Origin of the sequence: Haloarcula sp. Atlit-47R (assembly GCF_003665985.1) — an archaeon.
Classification (GTDB): domain Archaea; phylum Halobacteriota; class Halobacteria; order Halobacteriales; family Haloarculaceae; genus Haloarcula; species Haloarcula taiwanensis.
Window position 1 is genome coordinate 300,270 of record NZ_QPLQ01000003.1, and the last position, 20,260, is coordinate 320,529.

A 20,260-nucleotide genomic window follows, 5' to 3' on the forward strand; every position below is an offset into this window, starting at 1 on the left:
ATCAGCCACCAGCGATGGCGATATACTCGCGTATTCGCGGGACCCGCCACTAACGGGCTCCGTCGCAGGACCACAGTCCAGTTGCCGAAGTACGCTGCAGAAAGACGCGGTCGATCGGCTGCTCAGCGATGTTAAACAGGTCCGTGGCGAAATCGTCGACCGGCCGGTGGACAGAGTGTCTCCGCTTCTCTTACTCCTCTGGCCGCTCGATAGCATTCTGGGGCTCACTGCTGCTGAGTTGCCACACGAGAATCCCGAGTGAGACGAACGCAACGGCAGCCGTAGCGATGTACCCGGCAGTGCTGATAGTAAACAGCCGGTCTGGAAAGAGCGCAAGCACAATGAGCAGGCCCATGGTCGAAAGACTAGTCAGCGAGGGAACAACCATGAGCCAAAATTGTCGCGCGACACTGCCCATGCGACGCTCTTCGATTCCAAGTAGTATGTATCTTATCAGCCAGAAACGCGCCACCGGCTATACTGTTTGAACGCCGTGCACCAGCTCAACCCACAGTGCGGAACAACTGTTGGCCTCAAAGCTACGGGCTTTTCACGCGAGTTATGGAAAGCTGTTACTGCTGTTGCCGACGATTCTCTGACCTCGCGTTCAGCGGTATCTCGTTCAGCTACACCTTTGTGCCGTCCTATACAAGCGGCTGGCCGTGGGTTGTGAATAGAACATGAGGCCGACAAAGCACCACGGCTGATCGGATCGGCTGTCACGTAGTCTTCGCAACTGAGCGTGCAACACGGAGTAACGTGCTGTCGTCGGCTGTGTCGGCAGGGAACCTGCTCACATAATAGGTGGTGTGATTCACCGACCAACTAATGCGGACCGTTCTGTTCGTCTGCGTTTGCCTTGCTTCGTACTCACCCACTTGCACGGGCGTCCCTGTAGTCGTGTTCCGTGTCCCGTTGAGAATTCCAATCCTGTAGTGTGTGTCAGTGCTCGTAGACTCATATCTGAGCATCGCTACCTCTGGATCAGTTGAGCGGTGCGACGCGACGTCTAACTCGAATTCTGCCGGCATGTTCGGGTTCGGCACTGGAAGTGACGCAGCGTCGGCCAGCGCCGCTCGTGACTCGTACGTATTGAACTGGACCTGTTGTGCATCATCCGGAACCTCTTGCGGGTCGAGCTGGAACGTTCCAGGCTCGAACGTCGGATTGAACGTTACATTCCGATACGTGACTAGGTATTCGTAGTCATCACCGTTGGCAACGAACGACGTCTGGCGCTTGATCGGAAACAGGAACTCAGTATCTAGCCACAGCGTCTGTGACCGTAACGACATATCTTCATTGGCCGGCGCGATCTCTAACCGATAGGTTTCTCGCCCAGCAATCGTTTCTGTGCCATTATATACGACCGTCACGTTCCCGCCACGATACGCAGCTGAACTGTTTTCTCCGGACTCGTCTTCGCGTGGCACTACTGGCAGGGGTGAAATGCCCGGGGTCGACGTCGGCTGCGAGACAGGGCGGTTACTTTTGGCCGCAGCGAGAAGCTCTGGATACGTCGTCTCTGTAGCGCTATCAGTGGTCTGGAACGACATTCGGTGGAGCTCATTCGACTCCGGGTCATAGGACACAAGCCTTGACCTGTTTGCAATAATAAATCCGCCTTCACCAACCCGGGGTGGTCTTGTTTCCTTCGTTTTAGTAACCGAGATCACCCGCTCAAAATACGCAAATGAGCGAACTCGTTCTCGCTTTTGCGTGACGATTGTTGTTGTTTTGTCGTTCCGGGTTCGGACTGTCGTTACCGTTGCGTTGACGGTATCAAGCGACGCGTAGCGCTCTGTTGCCTCAGCTTCTGATGGTAGCTCCGCACTCCCACTGGATGAACTCCCGATTGCACTACAGCCGCTCGCTGTGACTAGTATCACCACAACAACTACACGCACAACCTCTCGCAAACTGAATAGCTTTCTCGTAAGCCGATACATCTGTTAGGATATGATACTGCTTGGATGAATATAAAATACGGTTTCACGGCCTGATTGTGTTCTTGTTTCGAATAATACGCTCGCCGGGAAGACAGTTACATCACTCGCAAGTGTTTCGAACAGTGGCGGCGAAATACAACCTTGTCGGCGTCTCAATCGGCCCAAAGGACAGGCCCGTCACACTCATAGCTGACCCAGTAGTAGGCTGCGAAAAGCAGCCCATCTTGGAGGCGTAGTTCAGGCGAGTCGGTCAGTACAGCAGACTCAGGCCCCGTCCATGTCGCCAATAGCCCCAGCCATCCCAAGAAGCAGTAATCCGTACCCGGCGAGGCCGGCGGGGATTGATGCCTGGAGAAGCAAATACCCAGTAAATGCTCCAATGCCGCCGATAATACCCCCGCGTTTCCTCGCCGACCGATTCGACTGCCCACGAGAAAGAGAGAGCCACTGCTGTTTATGTGCCAAAATCAGTGATGTTACCACACCGTACAGTGGGAGAAGCGAAAGCATGACCAGGTGGTCCGATGCGGCGAACGCTACTGCAAGAACGGTGATTAGCAGTCCAACGCCTGCTGAAATGGCGTATCGGAGGGCGGTGCGCATACATCAAGTTACAGCTACCGGACCAAGTACGGTACGAAATTTGTATACAACAGCCACAGACAGGCTGACCAGTTCTTGCTAAGCGTTCATAGTGAGACAGTCACACTGAGAATCAAATCCGCCGCACCATCGCCATGGCTCTCAGCCCGGTGGCCCGCCACTGACAACTCACATATCCTAGACAGTGAGGCGACAGTGACATTCGTACCGCCTCAATGCCTTCAGTCCGAACCCTTCGTCGGATCGTCTCAAGAAGAAGCATACCCGTCGGGAATGGTGAACAGAGTGTCCTAACGGAACCATAGTACGCCGAACGAGTCACCCTGGATTATCCGAAACAGGTGGCCTCTCACCAGCTGAGGGAAAGCCCCGTCCGCCTGTATGAAAAAATCAACATAGCTACGACCGAACTAACACCTATGTCCTCGTGTACCCGCCGCACCCTCCTCGCAGCTGCTGGAACTGGACTGGGAGTCTCCCTCGCTGGTTGTGGATCTCTTGTGAACAATTCACCGGCAGCAGAGGCTCCGCCCGCTAGAGAGCTTGATAGATATCGCGTTTTTGTCGCTAAAGAAGTCGACTTCCCGGGCCCTAGGCCGGTTTCATCTGTCACGGATGGAGCCAGTGCTGACGTGAGTGTGTACCCATCCGGGGACGACCAAGTCCAGCGAGTCCGCGACTGTCTCACTGACGGCCGCCCTGCTGTCGTGGCAGGCGCGGACGCGCAGTGGACCGTTATGCAGGCGTGCGCCGACAGTGAGCGTCGGTACGGCTTCACTCAGAACGGGTGGGGGCCAACGGACCGGATCGCCGCTGCTGTCCCGAAACAGGGCCGACTGGACACACACAAATTCGTCGGTGCAGAGCTACCGCGGGACCTTCCGTGGGCTGTCAGTGAAGTGCTCGAACCATCGTTGCCGGAGTGTCCCGCGCCATTGGAGTTGGAGGGTCCTGACGGTGCCACGACCATCGGCCGGTCACGAATTCGCGGAGTGAACGATGTCGGCGGCTTTGATCGCTGGGATACCCTTCGGATGGCTGCTAATGTTGACCCAGCGGTAGTCTCTGTCGATATGCAGGCCACAGTGTACGGCGGGTCCACCCAGAGCGATACCAGCTCGTACAAACCGGACCGGATCCGTTTCGTTTCGGATTTCCCGGGGAAGATAAGCGGAATGAGTCCCCAAGACGCTGGGTTAGATAGTCTCACTGTTGAGGCCACCAGTAATACCGGTCCCGAGACGACTCTCACGCAGTATACGTTCACACCACGAGGGAAAAGATACCGGGGAGCTTTTGCAGCCTGTGCGCGGACGCAGTTCCGGACGCGGAAGACAGAATCACCGATATCGTATGACTCTAACGGGCGATTTCGATGGCGGGATCCACAACTGCTTGACGACGATACATGGGTGCATCATACGCCCGGACAAGCTGTCTGGTACCCGAACCGCTGACTCCGACCGAATTCGCTTCGACGACTCCACGTCAATGTAGCCATGAAAAGCGGTCGATCAATGGCTCGCCGAAGGCGCTCACTCAGATCCGAGACAGCGCGACGTACAACAAGATACCAGCGTGAATCACGGCGAACGGTCCGATAACAACCAGTGAAGCGTAGGCTGTTCCCGAGTCGATTCCGGGGGCGAGAAACAGCCCGGCTGGCACTGCGAGAAAAAAGAGCAACAGGCCGCCGGCAGCTGCGATGATCGTTGGATCCCGCTCTGGCCGTTCCGTTTGGTGTACTGGAAGCTGTAGCGTGTTGATTGCTTCGTCGAGATCAGACAGCGGGCCGAACTGCACGCTACCTCCGTCGACCGAATCAACGCCAGTGATCCGTAACCGGCCCGTGTCACGAAGCCGGTCGACGATAGCGTTAATAACGGAAAAGTCGGTTCCCGGACCGACCGTGGCAATCCACTGCGGTGACTCCAACAGTCGGTCGTAAGCGACCAGAAACTCACCCCGGCGTTGGTACTCGATCGTTCCGTAGCGGAGGTAGAAACTCAGCATACGAGCACCGATAATACAGAGAAGTACGACCGAAAGCAGCCCGATCCAGACCGGGTGACCGATCTGTAGCGCGACGACAAGCGCCGCGACAGTGAGAAGTGTGAACCGCGAGACCAGTGCGAACCCGACGGCGCTGAGACTTCCCAGTATAACGGACTTCTTGTCGACGACAACACTGGCTTCGACCGGCTCTTCAGGCATCTTTGGCTCCGGTGGCGGTTCGCTTCTGGGCAAGTCATCTGAAAGGTCTATATTCACATCGAGAAGCGACCCTCCGAAATGCTCCACGTAGAACCGGTAGACCGAACTGAGTGTTTTTCCGATGACAAGTCCCGTTAGCAGCGTTATACGACCGGCACGGGACCCACCCAGCGTGAGAAGCCCGACAAAGAGCAGTACCAAGGTCAACTGTGCCGGTGTCCGGATCAGTTCCTGCGCAGACACGTCGCGATACTCACCGGTGCCGATGTACTCAACCACGAACTCCTCGATCTGTGAGAACAGCAACGCCGCGATGCTCACAGCGAGGCCCACTGAGACCTGAATCGCCGGCCCGAGCGTCACGAGGTAGACAAGGCTGATCGGCCCGATGAATCCGAACCAGACCCCCAACACCGTGAGCGCGAAAGGAATGTTCCGTGGATAAATCGGTGGCAAATTCGAATAGAGCTGAAAACTACCGCGTTTCTCCCGGAGTTCATGTAACGGCTCGTGCTGTCCGGGACGTCCCGGAGACCCCTGCTCAGCGAACAGGGCCTTCGTCGCTGCGATGAGGACTGAAAAGGCGGCCTCAGCTGTGTAGACAACGAGTAATAGCCAGAGGTCCCAGCCCCAGGCAGTGACTCCGACCAGCGGAATACAGTTCGCAGCGATTACACCCAGACCGCGGACGAAAGTCGGGAACCGCTGGGTCATGATTGGTAGCACTCAAGTCGTTACACCTGAACAACAAACATACTTCGAATTCGATAGCACGGCTGAACTGCACCTGTATGACCGTTGCCAGTACAGTACAGAGAGGCCGTCAAGAACAGAAGGTATCGCCAGAAACCACAACCCTCCCGTCACAGGATTTCAGGCCGATGTGGCCCTGCGGTTTCCACACGCATACCCTCCAAGCGTTTCCTGCTGGGTTTCAGCATCGGCGTGGCTATGGCGACTTTTCAGAATTGCACACCTGAATCGCTGACTGCTTTTCGTAAGCTGCGGGCCGTGTGGCCCCACTTTATACGCGGGTGCGCCTCTTATGCTGTTCGGCTCGGGGCAGTTGCTGGGTCTGATACTCTAGGTAAGACATTTTTAGAATGCGATCAAACATTCACCAGATGTCAGAACCGCCCTCCAGTCGTTCAACGAGCTTTGTCAGTACAGAGACCAAGATCACAGCTGTCTTTATCATACTCGCTCTCGTGTTGGTATTCGGTAGCATAACTGTTACCGACAATCAATGGATTCACTTCGCTGTGCTACTCGGCGTTGGCGTTATCATACCGACACTCATCAACGAGTGGCGTAACTGATTGGGCCACACACGCGGCACGCACTATGCCAGTGCGGTCAGATTTCCCGGGGCAACTTCACGAATACCACAGCGAGGTCCCTCGCTGCTGACCCGCTCAGCGAGATCACGTCGCTCGGTGCGACCGGGTACCTGAAATCACTGGCCGCGACTCTCCCGCTACCTCTTATCCATGCCGCCGCTCGTGCCCCGCACACTGGCCACGCATCGTCGCACCGTCGATCCGCTATTCAGTCGAGACACTCGCATTCACGAGCAGTTTGCTGGATAGCGATGCCAGCGACGTTGGCACCGTACTCAGCAGTCCGCTGAATACTGTCGAGTAAGAGACCCACGACGTAGGCCTCGCCGGGGGTATCGTGCCCGTAGAGGTCTCGATCCAGCGCCTGGAGATTGTCGCTCAAATCGTTGCGCTTGGAGAGGGCAGCGTGTGCGGCCTCGATGCCGCCGTCGGCGAGGATCACGTCGGCGGCGTCGTCGACGACCTGTCGGGAAGTCGCCGAGAGCGACTCAATGCGATCCGCGAACGTCGCTGGCACCACTGCGTCGGGGTCGAGAGCAAAGCGCGCTATCTTCTCGGCATGGTCTGCACATCGCTCGAACTGCCGGCTAGCATAGTAATACTCGAATAGCTCGTCACGACCGTATGAGAGCTTCTCTACCTCTTGGAGGTTTGTCAGCGCGCGACGGAAGTGTCTGGTCACCATCGCGAACAGCTTGTCGGCCTCGCTATCGCGGTTGATGACCTGCCGAGCAAGTGCTTCGTCGCCGTTTAGCACGGCCTGAACGGCATCGCGGTGCATTCCCAGCATGACAAGCCGCAACCGGAGCGCAGACTTACGCACATCGACGTTGTTGGCGTCGATGAGGTTGGTCAGGCGGATTCGCGTCTCACCGGCCTCCAACAGTTCGAACCCTGAGAGCTTCGAGACAGTGTCCTCAACCAACTTCCGGCGCTCCGCGGAGTGGCCTGTTCTATCTAGCAGCGTCACTGTATCGAAACCGACGGCGTGCAGGGCGTGTATTTGCTGACGGATAGCGTTGTCTGAGTCGGTCGCCACATCGACTGTCGTCGTCCGGGCCTCCATCGTGCGATCCGTTGTCGCCTCAATCAGTAGCGATCCGTCGTCGTTGGGATGCAGTGAGAGCACGGATCCAGCGTCGATTCCGTGTTCCTGCGCCCACGATTTCGGCAGAGAGACAGTAAATGTCGTTCCCCCCGAGAGTTGCACCTTCCGTGTCTCCATACACTACCCGCTGATAACAGAATAGATATTATATTTTATATGAGGGGTCTATCCTGGTAGGAAGTGGTATATATCTGTACAGGCCGCCAGAGCGGAAGGGAAAAACAGAGTACGTCACGGCAGCTAACAACGCTATATAGCCGTCCGGACAGTCTGTGGAACAGGGCTAATACTGCAAGTAGAGAGAAGCAGCTATGTCCCATCGAACGTGGCACCACCCGCTGGCGAGGGATCAACAGGGTCGCGATGCGACACGTGCACAGGTTGTCGAGGCGATTGACCGAACCGCTCCGAAGACGAAAGAAAAGCTGGCACGCACAGTCGGTATTTCTGAACAGTACCTCTCGGAATTGCTTCAGGAACTCAAGGCCGAAAACGTCGTTCGAAAGGGCTACATTGTCGACGATGAGGCACTCTACCGTGGTGCACCGAACATCTCGAAGCTATACGGTGGATCAGCCGAAGAGACCGAAACAGATGCCGATGTATCTGATGACCGAGGTGCAGCGCTCCTCAAACTGCTCGCACGATTAGAGTCGGTGACCACCCGCCAGTACGAAGCGGCTCGTGCAGCCTTCGAAGGTGACCCTGTTGATCGCTCGGCGAAGAAACTTGAATCGTTGACCAATGAGCGCTACTCCGCAGTGCTGTCGGAATTGAAGTCCTACACGCTGACGACTGATTGGCCCGGTAACCGTGTCGCTGCCGACCTTTCGACGATTGCGACCAATCTCGAAATCGTCGGCGACCGGGCCTGCTTCATTGCCGACGTGGTCGCTCGTGAGGAGACCGACGCGACTGGGATGGTGAACGAACGGATGACGGATATTTTTGCATCCGGGGAGCAGATCAACGACTACCTTTCGAGAATTCTATTCGACTGTGAACTCGAAGTACTCGACAGACTCCGAGAGGAGGAGGTCACTGTCCACCGGGATCTGGATGAGTTATTCGAACTGGTGACTGCGTACGACCCCGATATGTACGGGTATCTCGTCACCATTACGCGTGCACTTGAACGGGCTATCTACTACTGGGTCGACGCCGCTGAGCTGGCCGTTCAGTTGCATTCTGGCGTCCAGCCGGACCACGTCGAGATCTGAACCGACAAAAACAGCGCGAGTACAGACGGGTCCAGACTACTCAATCCAGCGTCGCGGGGTCGGCTGTCTCGGGCGCGTGCCGGTCGAGAAAGGTCTCTAAATCGCGGAAGTCGTCGAGTCGTTCGCGGAGCGTCTCGTGGTCCCAGTCCCACCATTCAGTCGCTGCGATGCGAGCCGCGATGTCCTCTGGGAAACGCCGCCGAATCGGCTCGGCGGGGACGCCCGCAACGATGGAGTACGGCGCCACGTCGTCGGCAACGACGGCACCCGCGCCCACGACGGCCCCATCACCGATAGAGACACCGGGGAGGACGATGGCACCGTGGCCAATCCACACGTCGTGACCGACTTCGACTGGCTGGTCGGCCCGCCATTCGAATATCGATTCGTCGTCTTTTCCGAGGTCGTACATCGCCGCGCGATAGGTGAAGTGATGTGCCGTCGGGCGGTCGATGGGGTGGTTGGTCGGCCCGAGTCTGGCCGCGGCGGCGACGTTGCCGAACTTCCCAATGGTCGTGAAATCCAGCTGTACGTCCTCCATGAGATAGGTGTAGTCGCCGATAGCAGACTCGTTGAGTCGGGACCGTTGCCGGACCTCGGTCCACGCCCCGAGTTCGCTCTCAGTGATCGAGACGGGGTCGTGCAGCGTCGGGTCGGGACCGAGCGACCGGGTCCGGTCCGCCCCGTAGTCCTCGACGTACGTCACTGGCGACGCCCCATCGTCGAGGCCAGTATCTTCTTCGGCGCGTTTACGAAGGCGTCGAGGACGCCGGTCTGTTCGGTGTCGTCGTCCTCTCGCAGGTACGACCGGACACGCTGACTGATTAGTTCAACAGATCCGGCTAACAGGAAGATCAGAATGATACAGGCCATCATATTGGTGTAGTGGAACGTCTGTCGCTGGATGTACAGTTCCAGACCCAGGCCGCCGCCGCCGATGATACCGAGGCCGATAGCGGCCCGCACGTTGTGTTCCAGGTCGAAGGCGATCCAGGCGATAAACTGCCGGAACACCTGACTGAGCATCCCGAAAGAGACGACCTGCGAGCGGTTCGCGCCCGTCGAGCGGATCCCCTCGATGGGTCCGTCCTCTATCTCTTCGAGCTCATCGGTGAACAACCGGCCGAGGTATCCCGTTGTGTCGACCATTATCGCCAGAGCCGCGGTGAACGGTGTGACCCCGGCCAGCGGGATGAGTATCAGGAACCAGACAAGTCCGGGGATAGCTCGAATGAGGCTCATCGTCCCGCGGAAGACGAAATTGAACGGGTAGGGGACAACCCGCTCGCTTGCCATCACGCCGAAAAAGAGCGCGCCGGGCAGTCCGAGTACCGACCCAGCGAATGCGACAGCTAACGTGACGAACATAGCGCCCCAGACGATCTGTCCGTTCTCGACGGTGAGAATAAGATTCTCCGCCATCATGAACGCCCAGTACTCACCGAGATCGACGAACGGAACGCCGAAGTACGTCGTCGGTGGGAAGTACCCCAGTAGTGCCTCGTAGAACTGGTCGAGTTGCTCGACCAGCATCAGCAGTTCGAACTCGATTACGCGGAGACTGAAATAAAATATCAAACCGGTGCCAACAAGGCCTAAAAGCGTCCAGAGCCGCCGTTTCGTCTTACGGCGCTTCATCTCCTGAAGTTTCTGTTCCGCGGCGGTGTCGCCCACGTCGTCGAACCCGAAGTATGTCGCGACGCGGTTGCCGTCGGCCGAACTCACGCTTCGACCCTCCGCTCGTGGTCCTCGTCTCCGGGGAGACCGGCAGCGCCGTCGGCGAGGTCGTCCTGGTCTGCTAGGCCGACCGTCTCGACGCTGCCGTACAGGTCGTCAATCAAATCGGGCGTCAGGCCCTCCCGACCCACGTCGAACAGTTTTTGACCGTCTTTCAAGCCGATGAATCGGTCGCCGAAGTGTGCGGCGATGTTAACCTGATGGAGGCTTACGAGCGCCGTCACATTATGCTCCATCGCGGCCTTCCGGAGGTAGCCCATCACTGTTTCGGCGCTGGCGGGGTCGAGGCTTGCGACCGGTTCGTCCGCGAGCAGGAGACGGGGGTCCTGGACCAGCGCGCGGGCGATGCCGACGCGCTGTTGCTGCCCGCCCGACATCTGAGTGACGCGCTGGTGGCTCTCGTCGAGCAGGCCGACTGTTTCCAGAGCCTCCAACGCCCGGACCTTGTCCTCGCGGGCCTGCCACTGAAGCAGGCTCTTGACCATCGAAACGCGGTCCAGAGACCCAGTGAGAGCGTTCAGGTACGCCGAGACGCCTTCCACAAGGTTGTGTTGCTGGAAGATCATCCCAACGTCTGTCCGCGACCCGCCAATCTCCTCGTCATCGAGATAGATACCGCCCTCAGTAGGCTCGGTCAGACCGTTGGCACAGCGCAACAGCGTCGACTTTCCCGCCCCAGACTCTCCGAGCAAGACCGCGAACTCGTCTTCAATCTCGAACGATACTGATTCGAGGGCTGTCACGTCACCGTACTCCTTTGTCAGGTTTTCTACCTTAAGCGTACTCATGATAAAAATAGTACCCTAAGCGCTTAGGCCGCGGGGTCAATGCCGACTGCGTTCATCCGTTTGATCACCGGTTGATATGTCTCCATTGAGGTGTCTCTAAGTGTCGTGAACGGCAGTTCCTCCTCGTTGTAGTCGTCCGGGTAGTACTGCTGGATAGTTTCCTTATCAGAGTTGACCAGTGCGTCGCCGATCGCCGATTTCTTCTCGGAGTCCCAGCTCTTGCGGGCGTACATCGGCTGTTTCGGGATGGGGAAGGACCACCAGATCGGCTTGAATGCCGGCGTTTCAGTCCCGAGCGTGTCGAGGAAGGAACTCTTGTCCAGCACGCGGTCGGGGAAGTCTGACTTGTACTTCTCGGGGATGTGCGGGATGCCATTCCCACCCCAGGTGGTCGCGCCGTCAGCCTCGCCGTTCCCGAGTTTCTGCAGAGCGATGTCGTGGTCGGTCCAGCTCCCTTCGAAGTCTTCCGGCGGCCCCTTGGGTGCCTCACCGATGTCGAGGCCAGCCTCCTGAAGCGTGTAGAGCGCGAAAATGGAGCCGCTGGTCGAGAGGCGGTCGGCGAAAGCCCACGTCTTGCCCTCCACGTCTGTCCGCTCTGAAATCTCCGAGTCCGGTTTGACTAGCATTACCGAGAAGTAGAACGCCGACCCGCCCGTGACGGTCGTTCCGTAGACGTCCATCAGGTCGGGGTTGGAGATGAGTGTCACGTCGTCCATCCCGATCTCGGCCTGCTCACTCTCCAGCGCCGGTCGGATAGCGGAGTAATCTTGTGGGACCTTCATTTCCACGTTGACGCCGTCAACCTCGCCGTTGATGAGGTTCTGGACCGGCTTGTAGCGCCGACGGGCGTCGGCCGGCGTCCCCGGCGTCAGCAGCATCGTGACGCTCTCTGCGCCGCCACCACTCCCACCGCCCATCACGGAGCTGCACCCGGCGAGACCAAATGTCGCAGCGGCGGCCGCACCACCGGCGAGGAATCGACGGCGGTTGACCGCACCAGACTGTGTCCCGTTCGTTGTGTCCGATACCCCGAACCCGTATTCAGTCGCGTCGTCTGACATCATCTGTGGGCTGGTAAAGGGGTCGAATAACAGTTGGCTGCGTAGAGTCCGGAGCGTCCACCTGTCTGAGGGCGGCTGGTGACTATCTCCACAACGTGGCTAGCAAGTACATACCCGTATAGACGCACAGAGACAGGAGGGGGAGCGAACCCCAGCAGCTGGTCGGGCATAGAGAGTACCGAGTGAAGCCTTATGCGGTAGTTGCAGTCCTGATAGAGTGAGTGCATGGTTGACCCATATGATCGGTCGGACCGGTTCGAGCTGATCGCCGCCTGCGAGGGCGGGACGCTCGCCCGGTTCGCCAACGATGTCCTCGCGGACGACCCGCCGCTGTCCGTCCGTCAGGAGCCACGGCCGCAGTTGGTGATGCAACAGGTACGCGAACCGGTCGAGCGACGGCCGTTCAATCTCGGGGAGGTCCTTGTGACGCCCGCCGAGGTCGAACTCGACGGCGCTCGCGGATTCGCAATGCTCCCCGGCAAGCGCGAGCGCGCCGCGCTTTCTGGGGCTATCGTCGACGCCGCCGTCGCCGGCGACCACGAGGCGACGCCGGACATCGTCGCGGCGCTCGAAGCGGTCGCCGACAGCGAGCGCGACCAGCGCCGGCGGGCGTGGGCCGAGAGCAAGCATACGGCCGTCGACTTCCAGACGATGGAGGGCGAGGAATGAGGGCGCTCGGTCTCGACCCAGTCCACGACACGCGCGACGCGTTCGACGGTCTGCTCGAAGCGATGAGTCGGCCGGGAACGGTCCAGTCCGTCCCGTCGCCGGCAGACCAGGCCGTCGTCTCGACGCTGGTCGACCACGAAGTGACGCTCTCGACGACCGACGAGACGCTCCGCGACGCGCTCTCGGACCAGGGGCGTCTCGACGCCGCGCCGCCCGAGGCGGCCGACATCGTCCACCTCACCGGCGACCGAGACGTCGACGTACGCGAGTGCGAACGCGGGACGCTCGTCGAACCCAGCGACGGCGCGACGGTCGTCTACCGCGTGGCGTCGCTCGCCGCTGGGGCCGCCGGGGCCGGGACGACCGTTCGGATTACCGGGCCGGGCGTCGACGGGGAGACGACGCTGTCGGTGTCGCTGCCCGCCGCAGATCTGGCCGCGCTCACCGACGCCCAGTCGAGCTATCCCCGGGGCGTCGACGCGGTGTTCGCGGCCGACGACAGCCTCGCGGCCCTCCCCCGGTCGCTCACCGCGGAGGTGGTCTGAATGGGATACGTTGCCGTCACCGCCGGCGAGGAACTCATCGAGCGCGCGGCCGACTTATTCGAGAGTCAGCGGATCGGTGACTCCGAGGACGTCGATGTCGACCAGATTCGCGACCAGTTCGGTCGCCTCACCGCCCAGGCGATGGGCGAGGGCGGACTGTACGCCCCACGACTGGCTGCGCTGGCGGTCAAGCAGGCCCAGGGGGACGCCGTCGAGGCCGCCTTCCTCCTACGGGCCTACCGTTCGACGCTGGAGCGCTTCGACGAGAGTGTCACAGTCGAGCCAAGCGAGATGATCGCCTCGCGGCGCGTCTCCCCGGCGTTCAAAGATGTCCCTGGCGGCCAGATTCTCGGCGCGACCAAGGACTACACCCAGCGCCTACTGGACTTCGACCTCGTCGACGGCGACCCGACGGACCCGACCGAGGACTGGGACGTCGAGGACGCAGGCGAACCCGAGCGGCTCACGAACGTCACAGAACTGCTCCGCGAGGAGGGCCTGCTCCACGAACCGACCGCCCCGGACGTTGAGGAGCCAAACGACACCACGCGGGAGTCGGTGACGCATCCGCCCGAGCGCGACGAGGTGTTACAGGAACTCGCCCGGGGCGAGACCGGCGCTGTGACGGCGCTCGGCTACTCCGCGCTCCGGGGGTACGGCCAGGTCCACCCGACATTGGCGGAGGTCCGCGTCGGCGACCTGCCGGTCCGCATCGAACACCCCTACACCGGCGACGACGTGACCGTCGCGCACACGCGCGTCACCGAGTCAGAGGCCGTCGTGCCTGTCTACGAGAAGCGCGAGGACCCCCAGTTCGCCTTCGGCTACGGCCTGACGTTCGGTCGCAACGAACGCAAGGCCATCGGGATGACGATCCTCGACGCCTCGATACAGCTCGACGGCGAGGCCGAACCGGCCGAGGACGCCGAGTTCGTCCTCGACACGGTCGACGGGATGGACGCCTTCGGCTTCATCGAGCACCTCAAACTGCCCCACTACGTCACCTTCCAGTCGATTCTGGACCGCATCCGCGCGATCCGGGAGCGCCAGGGGCTTCGTGAGGACGGACGCGTCGACGACGAACAGCCAGCCGAACCGGCAGTCGCGGGAGCGAGTGACGATGACTGAGGACACCACCACTAACGACGTCTCGCCCGACGGGGGGACACCCGTCGCGACCGACTCCGTCGACGCCGCGCTGGATTCGCTCGACGGCGACGGCCTCGCGGGGTACAACTACGCGTATCTCGACGAACACACCAAGCGCGAGGTCCGGCGGTCGATGCTGAAGGCCGTCGCCATCCCCGGCCACCAGGTGCCCTACGCCTCACGGCCGATGCCGCTGGCCCGCGGGTGGGGGACCGGCGGGATACAGGCGTCGCTGTCGCTGCTCGGCCCCGACGACACGTTCAAAGTGATCGACCAGGGCGCAGACGAGAGCGTCAACGCGGCCAACATCCGCCGGCTAGCGGAGAACACGGCAGAAGTGGAGACGACGACGGACACCACCGCCGCCGACCTGATACAGAGCCGCCACCGCATCCCGGAGGAGGTGCTGACCGACGACCAGCGCCTCGTGTTGCAGGTGCCGGTCACCGACGCCCTCCGGAAGGTCGACCCCTCCGACGCCGCGAACCGACGGCGACACGCCCACCGGAACTACGGGAAGATGTGGGTCCACCTCTACGAGAACGTCGTCGAGTACGGCGAGATCCAGATCGCGTCGCGGTACCCGACGATGGTTGCCGGGCGCTACCTGATGGACCCCTCGCCTATCCCTCGGTGGGACGTGCCGAAACTCGACGATGCCGACCACCTCACCGTGCTGGCCGCCGGCCGAGAGGCACGCATCTACGCCGTCCCGCCCCACACAGAGGTCGAACCGCTGGCCTTCGAGGACCGCGAGTTCACGGTCGAGCGGTTCCCGGACGAGGCCTGTCACGCCTGCGGATCGACCGACACCTACCTCGTCGAAGTCTCGGAGGCCGCCGCGGACGCGGACGGAGGCTTCGAGACGCGCTACGCCTGCAATGACGCGAGCTTCTGTGAGAAGCGCCGCGAGAATCCCGACCTGTCGAAGACCCACCACCTCGACCGTGAGAGCGTCGACTGGGGGCCGGGAACGAGTGAGACGGCCACAGCAGACGACGGGGCGGCCCGTGCGGCCACGGACGACGACGCTGTCACAGGCGACGAGGCGGTCCGTGGAGGTGACGGGCAGTGACGCTGCTCGACGCCGAGGGCCTGGAGACGGTGTACGGGCCCAGATGTCCACAGTGCGTCGAGTCGACGGGCGACCGCGCCGGGACGAACCAGTGTCCCCACTGCGGGAGCGTCGTGGCCTGCGCCGAGGCCGACCTCGACGTCGAGGCCGGCGAGGTGCTCGGCATCGTCGGCGAGTCCGGCAGCGGCAAGTCCAGCCTCGCTGAACTGGTCGCACTGGAGCGCGATTCGGACGCGAAAACCGCCGGAGAAGTGCGCTACGCCGGCCACGACGGCAACCTGCTCGACGTCGACTACGAGACGCGTCACGACCTCCGGACCGGCGACATCGCCCTGGTCCACCAGCACATCCGCGACGGACTGAACCTCTCGTTCACTGGCGGCGGCAACGTCGCCGAGAAACTGCTCTCGGCGGGCGAGCGGTCCTACGAGGACGTCCGCGAGCGCGTCCGGGACCTGTTTGAGGCGACCGAGATTCCCGTCACCCGGATGGACGACCCCACCAGCACCTACTCCGGCGGGATGCAGCGCCGGGTCCAGATAGCCCGTGCGCTGGCGACGGACCCCGACCTGGTCGTGCTGGACGAACCGACCACAGGGCTGGACGTGAGCGTCCAGGCCCGCGTCCTCGACATGTTCCGGCGCGTCCAGCGCGAGGAGGGCGTCGCGGCCATCGTCGTCTCGCACGACCTGAGCGTCGTCCGCCTGCTGGCCGACCGGACGCTGGTGATGCGCCACGGGCGCGTCGTCGAGTCCGGCCTCACGGACCGCGTGATGGAAGACCCGCACCACGAGTACACCCAGACCCTCATCAACTCAGTCATATGACAGTCCTGTCCGTCGACGGTCTCTCGAAGACCTTCGACATGCACGTGCTCGGCGACACGCAGGTCGTCGGCCTCGACGGCGTATCGTTCGACGTGCGCGAGGGCGAGTTCCTCGCTATCGTCGGAGAGTCCGGCAGCGGCAAGTCCTCGCTGCTGAAGTGCCTCTATCGCACCTACGAGCCCAGTTCGGGCGCCGTCGTCTACCACGGCCCCGACGGCGACGTGGACCTCGCGTCCTGTCCCGACCGGACGGTCATCGACCTCCGGGGCGACGCCATCGGCTACACTTCCCAGTTCCTCGACGAGATACCGCGCGTCCCCGCAGTCGACGTGGTCGCGCGGCCGCTCGTCGAGCAGGGGACCGACCGCGAGGACGCCCGGGACACCGCCCGCGACCTCCTGTCCGCGCTGTCAGTGCCGGAGGAACTCTGGCAGGCGTACCCGGCGACGTTCTCTGGCGGGGAGCGCCAGCGCGTCAACCTCGCGCAGGCACTCGCGCCGGAACCGGACCTGCTCCTGCTCGACGAACCGACGAGCGCCCTCGACCCCGAGACGCGCCGGGCCGCCATCGACCTGCTCTCGACGTCGCTGGACGCGGGGACCACAGTGGTCGGCGTCTTCCACGACACCGACGTCGTGGAGGCCGTCGCCGACCGGGTGGTCGTGCTGGACGACGGCCGCCTCCGTCGGGTCGTCCCCATCGACGCCTTCGACGGAGAGGTGGTGGTCGGATGAGTTCGACCGCTCAGACCGCCGCAGAGAGCGTCGCCATCGTCGGCGGCCGGGTCGTCACGCCCGACGCGGTCGTCGAGGGCGGCGTCCGCGTCGAGGGGGACCGAATCGTGAGCGTGGGTGCTGTCGACGCCGACGCCGACACCGTCGTGGACGCCAACGGCCGCCTGATCCTGCCCGGCCTCGTCGACCTGCACGGCGACGATATCGAGACGCACCTCCACCCGCGGTCGGGTGCGCGCATGCCCCCGTCGATGGCGCTCGCGTCCGCGGACCGTGCGAACCTCGCGGCCGGCATCACGACGAAGTTCCACGCCATCTCCTTCGAGGACGACGCGGACGAGGACCGCTCGCCGGAACTCGCGGCGACGCTGACCGACGGCATCGCCGCCGCCGACGACCTGCTCGCGGACCACCGCCTGCACGCCCGGTGTGAGGTGACCCAGCGCCGGTGCGTCGACGCGGTGCTGGACGTCGTCGAGAACGGCGACGCCGACCTCGTCTCGGTGATGAGCCACGTCCCCGGCAAGGGCCAGTTCCGCGACGTCGAGGCGTTCAAGCGGTACTACGAGAACGCCGACGACCGCACGGTTGAGGAGGCCGAGGAGATGATCGCCGAGCGAACCGACATCTCGATGGCGACGCTCCGCGAGCGTGTGGACCGGGTCGTCGCGGCCGCCCACGACGCCGGCGCGGTGACGGCCTCCCACGACGACGAGGACCCCGCCGAGGTCGACCGACTGAGCGAGGCCGGCGTGGACATCACGGAGTACCCCATCACGCTGGAGACGGCCGAACGGGCCACCGACATCGGGATGACGACAGCGATGGGCGCGCCGAACCTCGTCCGTGGGGAGAGCCAGTGGGGCAACCTCTCGACAGCCGACGCCATCAGGGCTGGCGTGGTCGACGCGCTGGTCGCGGACTACCACCCCCCGTCGCTGCTCGCCGGCGCGTTCGTCGACACCGGCGAACCGCTCCCGGCGCGGGTCAGGCGGGTCAGCGCCGCCCCCGCCGACGCGGTCGGTCTCACCGACCGCGGCCGGATAGCGGACGGGGCGCGCGCCGACCTGCTGGTCGTCGACCGCGACCCGACGCCCACTGTGACGCGCGCACTCGTCGCCGGCCAGCCAGTGTACTGCGCGGACCCGGCGGCGGGAGGGACGCGATGACCGCCCGCGTCGGCGCGGCGATGGATATCCGCTACGGGACGACCGTCGAGGCGTTCGTGCGATACGTCACCGACCTTGGTCTCGACCACGTAGAGTTCAAGCGCGAGTACCTCGCGGGCCACCCCGACACGCCGGGGCCGCGAGCGGTCCGAGAACTGTGCGAGCGCTACGACGTCAGCGTCACGTACCACGCGCCGTTCCGGGACTGGAACACCGGGAGCTACGACGAGGTGGTCCGGCAGGACTCCGTCGAGCGAGTCAAGCGGACGCTCGACGACGCCGCCGACGCCGGGGCCGAGGCCGTCGTCGTCCACGGCGGGTCGGTCCCGGAGCGCTACCCCGAGTGGGTCCACGAACAGGCCTGGGAGAGCGCGAAGCGGTCGCTCGCGGAGTGCGCCGAGTACGCCCAGCTGGTCGGCGTCCCGCTCTGTCTGGAGAACCAGCCCTTCGACGAGACGACGCGGCGCTACACCACCACGCCAGACGACCTCGCGGCACTGCTCGAATCCGTCGACGTGATTCCGGAGTACCTCGGCGTCACGCTCGACGTCGGCCACGCGAAGGTGACCGGCGAGGACTGGCGCGACTTCGTCGACCGCTTCGGCGACCGAATCCGCGTCTGTCACCTCCACGACAACGACGGGACCGCTGACCAGCACGACCCGCTGTCTGCGCCCGAACCGTTGATCGACGCCATCCCGGCGGACTGCTTCGTCTTCGAGATGAAGTCCGTCGCCGACGTGGCCGCCTGCACCGACGGCGACGCCCCGCTTCCGGAGACGGGGGTGCCGGGCGATGACTGAGTACGACGCCGTCGTCTTCGACAACGACGGCGTGATCGTCGAACCCAGCGACCAGAGCGTTCTCGTCGACGCCGTCGTGGACGCCTTCGCGGCCTTCGACGTGCCGGTCGACGCGTCGACGGTCCGACAGTCCGTCGCCGAGGACGCGGTCCCGCGGGACCTGATCGCCGACCACGGCCTCGACGCCGAGGCGTTCTGGCACCAGCGCGAACTGACCGCGAGCCTCGCCCAGCAGGCCCACACCCGCGCGGGCGGCAAGCCCGTCTACGACGACGTGCGCGCGCTCGACGCGCTCGACGTGCCGCTGGGACTGGTCAGCAACAACCAGCACGCGACCGTCGAATTTCTGCTCGCTCACCACGACATCGACCGCTTCGACACCGCTTACGGCCGCCAGCCGACCCTCGCGGGCGCGGCCCGGCGCAAACCGGACCCGGCGTACATCGAGCAGGCGCTTTCTGACCTGGACGCGAGCGAGGCGCTGTACGTCGGGGACTCCGAGAAGGACGTTGTCGCGGCTCACCGCGCCGGCATCGACTCGGTCTTCCTCCGACGTGACCACGTCTCGGACGTGTCCCTCGACGTTGAACCGACCGCCGAGGTGGCGGATCTCCGGGCGCTGGTCGAGAGGCTGCCCGAACTGCACTGACCCCACCGGCGGCGCGCTCGCCGGTCCGAGATTCGGCGGCGTCCGGACAGTACGGACGGGACATTTATTCTGGAGGTGTCCGGGGTCATAGCATGCACCGACGTGCCGTCCTCGGATCGCTGGCCGCCGGGGTGGGGACACTGTTTGCCGGCTGTACTGGGTCGAGCGTCAACGGAACCGTGAGCACAAACGAGACGCCGCTCGTCCTCTCACACGACTACGCAGTTCAGGCGACGTACTCTGGCACTCAAATCGCCGTCGAGGTGACGGCCGAAAACGACGGCGACGAATCTATCACAACCGACCCGCCAGTCCCACGGATCGTCTGTACGTTTCGCTCCGATACCGGCGAGCAGGTATATCAAGCTGGACGCACGCTAGTGGACGCCGTTGACGTCGGTGAGTCGACCACACTTGAGTTCGCACTTGGCGTCGATGTCGACGCCGTGGCACGCTACGAGCTCCGGTGCAAGTGGGTCGAGGAGTAGCGATCACCCGTCTTGATTGGCTGTCTCTCAGTGCAGAGCGGAAATTCGAAGCTGCGGCTTCCAGCTCATGCTTGACTCAGGCCCGCTGGTCGGCATTCTACACCGACCACTACTAGTGGGAGAGGAACCAAA

20 protein-coding genes are annotated in these 20,260 nt (G+C 62.5%); 11 read left to right on the forward strand and 9 right to left on the reverse strand.

Translation table 11 applies throughout. The features are described 5' to 3' along the window. Positions 1 to 190 precede the first annotated feature (190 nt). From DVK00_RS21375 to DVK00_RS13615, 5 genes are all read right to left on the reverse strand, one after another. Entirely contained in the window at positions 191 to 355 is a 165-nt protein-coding gene (locus DVK00_RS21375; protein ID WP_158598767.1) for a hypothetical protein, read from the reverse strand. A gap of 364 nt (positions 356 to 719) precedes the next feature. Next, complete coding sequence (locus DVK00_RS13590; RefSeq protein WP_233560799.1) at positions 720 to 1,919, reverse strand: hypothetical protein; 1,200 nt, start codon at positions 1,917 to 1,919, stop codon at positions 720 to 722. Between the two features lie 294 nt (positions 1,920 to 2,213). Next, positions 2,214 to 2,552, reverse strand: coding sequence for a hypothetical protein (locus DVK00_RS13595; protein WP_121577862.1), 339 nt, complete (start codon positions 2,550 to 2,552; stop codon positions 2,214 to 2,216). A gap of 1,539 nt (positions 2,553 to 4,091) precedes the next feature. Next, positions 4,092 to 5,480 carry a DUF6498-containing protein gene (locus DVK00_RS21775; RefSeq protein ID WP_199722466.1) on the reverse strand — a complete coding sequence of 463 codons (1,389 nt, stop codon included), beginning with the start codon at positions 5,478 to 5,480 and terminating at the stop codon, positions 4,092 to 4,094. Between the two features lie 834 nt (positions 5,481 to 6,314). Continuing rightward, positions 6,315 to 7,331, reverse strand: a complete 1,017-nt coding sequence (locus DVK00_RS13615; protein WP_101351875.1) for a phosphate uptake regulator PhoU — start codon at positions 7,329 to 7,331, stop codon at positions 6,315 to 6,317. 194 nt (positions 7,332 to 7,525) lie between these two features. On the opposite strand from DVK00_RS13615, the gene DVK00_RS13620 reads away from it, so the two are divergent. Next, entirely contained in the window at positions 7,526 to 8,434 is a 909-nt protein-coding gene (locus DVK00_RS13620) for a PhoU family transcriptional regulator (RefSeq protein ID WP_121512713.1), read from the forward strand. A 40-nt stretch (positions 8,435 to 8,474) separates the two neighbouring features. Here the strand turns inward: DVK00_RS13620 and DVK00_RS13625 are convergent, their stop codons facing one another. Genes DVK00_RS13625 through DVK00_RS13640 form a run of 4 tightly spaced genes read right to left on the reverse strand, consistent with a single transcriptional unit; the run spans position 8,475 to position 12,020 of the window. Beyond that, the gene (locus DVK00_RS13625; RefSeq protein WP_101351877.1) at positions 8,475 to 9,140 is read right to left on the reverse strand and encodes a DapH/DapD/GlmU-related protein; all 666 of its coding nucleotides are present in this window, start codon (positions 9,138 to 9,140) and stop codon (positions 8,475 to 8,477) included. Next, complete coding sequence (gene phnE / locus DVK00_RS13630; RefSeq protein WP_101351878.1) at positions 9,137 to 10,159, reverse strand: phosphonate ABC transporter, permease protein PhnE; 1,023 nt, start codon at positions 10,157 to 10,159, stop codon at positions 9,137 to 9,139. Before phnE ends, DVK00_RS13625 begins: the two co-directional genes overlap by 4 nt. Next, positions 10,156 to 10,959: a phosphonate ABC transporter ATP-binding protein gene (locus tag DVK00_RS13635; RefSeq protein ID WP_101351879.1), complete on the reverse strand. Its 804-nt coding sequence runs from the start codon at positions 10,957 to 10,959 to the stop codon at positions 10,156 to 10,158. The genes phnE and DVK00_RS13635 overlap by 4 nt, the downstream gene beginning before the upstream one ends. 23 nt (positions 10,960 to 10,982) lie before the next feature. Beyond that, positions 10,983 to 12,020, reverse strand: coding sequence for a PhnD/SsuA/transferrin family substrate-binding protein (locus DVK00_RS13640; RefSeq protein WP_101351942.1), 1,038 nt, complete (start codon positions 12,018 to 12,020; stop codon positions 10,983 to 10,985). A 225-nt stretch (positions 12,021 to 12,245) separates the two neighbouring features. Here DVK00_RS13640 and phnG point away from each other — a divergent pair, with 225 nt between their 5' ends. The 10 genes from phnG (at position 12,246) to DVK00_RS13690 (ending at position 20,128) form a co-directional block, all read left to right on the forward strand. Beyond that, positions 12,246 to 12,689 (forward strand): phosphonate C-P lyase system protein PhnG, encoded by a 444-nt coding sequence (phnG, locus tag DVK00_RS13645; RefSeq protein ID WP_101351880.1) that lies wholly within the window; start codon positions 12,246 to 12,248, stop codon positions 12,687 to 12,689. Next, positions 12,686 to 13,234: a phosphonate C-P lyase system protein PhnH gene (gene phnH, locus DVK00_RS13650; RefSeq protein WP_101351881.1), complete on the forward strand. Its 549-nt coding sequence runs from the start codon at positions 12,686 to 12,688 to the stop codon at positions 13,232 to 13,234. Before phnG ends, phnH begins: the two co-directional genes overlap by 4 nt. Continuing rightward, positions 13,235 to 14,362, forward strand: a complete 1,128-nt coding sequence (locus tag DVK00_RS13655; RefSeq protein WP_101351882.1) for a carbon-phosphorus lyase complex subunit PhnI — start codon at positions 13,235 to 13,237, stop codon at positions 14,360 to 14,362. Beyond that, the gene (locus DVK00_RS13660; protein WP_233560800.1) at positions 14,355 to 15,458 is read left to right on the forward strand and encodes an alpha-D-ribose 1-methylphosphonate 5-phosphate C-P-lyase PhnJ; all 1,104 of its coding nucleotides are present in this window, start codon (positions 14,355 to 14,357) and stop codon (positions 15,456 to 15,458) included. Before DVK00_RS13655 ends, DVK00_RS13660 begins: the two co-directional genes overlap by 8 nt. After that, positions 15,455 to 16,285, forward strand: a complete 831-nt coding sequence (locus tag DVK00_RS13665) for an ATP-binding cassette domain-containing protein (protein WP_101351883.1) — start codon at positions 15,455 to 15,457, stop codon at positions 16,283 to 16,285. Before DVK00_RS13660 ends, DVK00_RS13665 begins: the two co-directional genes overlap by 4 nt. After that, positions 16,282 to 17,019, forward strand: coding sequence for a phosphonate C-P lyase system protein PhnL (locus DVK00_RS13670; RefSeq protein ID WP_101351884.1), 738 nt, complete (start codon positions 16,282 to 16,284; stop codon positions 17,017 to 17,019). Before DVK00_RS13665 ends, DVK00_RS13670 begins: the two co-directional genes overlap by 4 nt. Next, positions 17,016 to 18,188: an alpha-D-ribose 1-methylphosphonate 5-triphosphate diphosphatase gene (locus DVK00_RS13675; RefSeq protein ID WP_121577865.1), complete on the forward strand. Its 1,173-nt coding sequence runs from the start codon at positions 17,016 to 17,018 to the stop codon at positions 18,186 to 18,188. The genes DVK00_RS13670 and DVK00_RS13675 overlap by 4 nt, the downstream gene beginning before the upstream one ends. After that, positions 18,185 to 18,991 carry a sugar phosphate isomerase/epimerase gene (locus DVK00_RS13680; protein ID WP_101351886.1) on the forward strand — a complete coding sequence of 269 codons (807 nt, stop codon included), beginning with the start codon at positions 18,185 to 18,187 and terminating at the stop codon, positions 18,989 to 18,991. The genes DVK00_RS13675 and DVK00_RS13680 overlap by 4 nt, the downstream gene beginning before the upstream one ends. Further along, on the forward strand, positions 18,984 to 19,640 hold the full coding sequence (locus tag DVK00_RS13685) for an HAD family hydrolase (RefSeq protein ID WP_101351887.1): 657 nt from the start codon (positions 18,984 to 18,986) through the stop codon (positions 19,638 to 19,640). Before DVK00_RS13680 ends, DVK00_RS13685 begins: the two co-directional genes overlap by 8 nt. Before the next feature lie 92 nt (positions 19,641 to 19,732). After that, positions 19,733 to 20,128: a hypothetical protein gene (locus DVK00_RS13690; RefSeq protein ID WP_121577866.1), complete on the forward strand. Its 396-nt coding sequence runs from the start codon at positions 19,733 to 19,735 to the stop codon at positions 20,126 to 20,128. The last annotated feature ends 132 nt before the right edge of the window (positions 20,129 to 20,260 follow it).

Excerpts from the sequence above, each read along its gene's own strand:
- DVK00_RS13640 (WP_101351942.1), bottom strand. The coding sequence starts at position 12,020 with ATGTCAGACGACGCGACTGAATACGGGTTCGGGGTATCGGACACAACG.
- phnH (WP_101351881.1), top strand. The coding sequence starts at position 12,686 with ATGAGGGCGCTCGGTCTCGACCCAGTCCACGACACGCGCGACGCGTTC.
- DVK00_RS21375 (WP_158598767.1), bottom strand. The coding sequence starts at position 355 with ATGGGCCTGCTCATTGTGCTTGCGCTCTTTCCAGACCGGCTGTTTACT.
- DVK00_RS13690 (WP_121577866.1), top strand. The coding sequence starts at position 19,733 with ATGCACCGACGTGCCGTCCTCGGATCGCTGGCCGCCGGGGTGGGGACA.
- DVK00_RS13655 (WP_101351882.1), top strand. The coding sequence starts at position 13,235 with ATGGGATACGTTGCCGTCACCGCCGGCGAGGAACTCATCGAGCGCGCG.
- DVK00_RS13620 (WP_121512713.1), top strand. The coding sequence starts at position 7,526 with ATGTCCCATCGAACGTGGCACCACCCGCTGGCGAGGGATCAACAGGGT.
- DVK00_RS13635 (WP_101351879.1), bottom strand. The coding sequence starts at position 10,959 with ATGAGTACGCTTAAGGTAGAAAACCTGACAAAGGAGTACGGTGACGTG.
- DVK00_RS13670 (WP_101351884.1), top strand. The coding sequence starts at position 16,282 with ATGACAGTCCTGTCCGTCGACGGTCTCTCGAAGACCTTCGACATGCAC.
- DVK00_RS21775 (WP_199722466.1), bottom strand. The coding sequence starts at position 5,480 with ATGACCCAGCGGTTCCCGACTTTCGTCCGCGGTCTGGGTGTAATCGCT.
- phnG (WP_101351880.1), top strand. The coding sequence starts at position 12,246 with ATGGTTGACCCATATGATCGGTCGGACCGGTTCGAGCTGATCGCCGCC.
- DVK00_RS13615 (WP_101351875.1), bottom strand. The coding sequence starts at position 7,331 with ATGGAGACACGGAAGGTGCAACTCTCGGGGGGAACGACATTTACTGTC.
- DVK00_RS13680 (WP_101351886.1), top strand. The coding sequence starts at position 18,185 with ATGACCGCCCGCGTCGGCGCGGCGATGGATATCCGCTACGGGACGACC.
- DVK00_RS13660 (WP_233560800.1), top strand. The coding sequence starts at position 14,355 with ATGACTGAGGACACCACCACTAACGACGTCTCGCCCGACGGGGGGACA.
- DVK00_RS13595 (WP_121577862.1), bottom strand. The coding sequence starts at position 2,552 with ATGCGCACCGCCCTCCGATACGCCATTTCAGCAGGCGTTGGACTGCTA.
- DVK00_RS13685 (WP_101351887.1), top strand. The coding sequence starts at position 18,984 with ATGACTGAGTACGACGCCGTCGTCTTCGACAACGACGGCGTGATCGTC.
- DVK00_RS13675 (WP_121577865.1), top strand. The coding sequence starts at position 17,016 with ATGAGTTCGACCGCTCAGACCGCCGCAGAGAGCGTCGCCATCGTCGGC.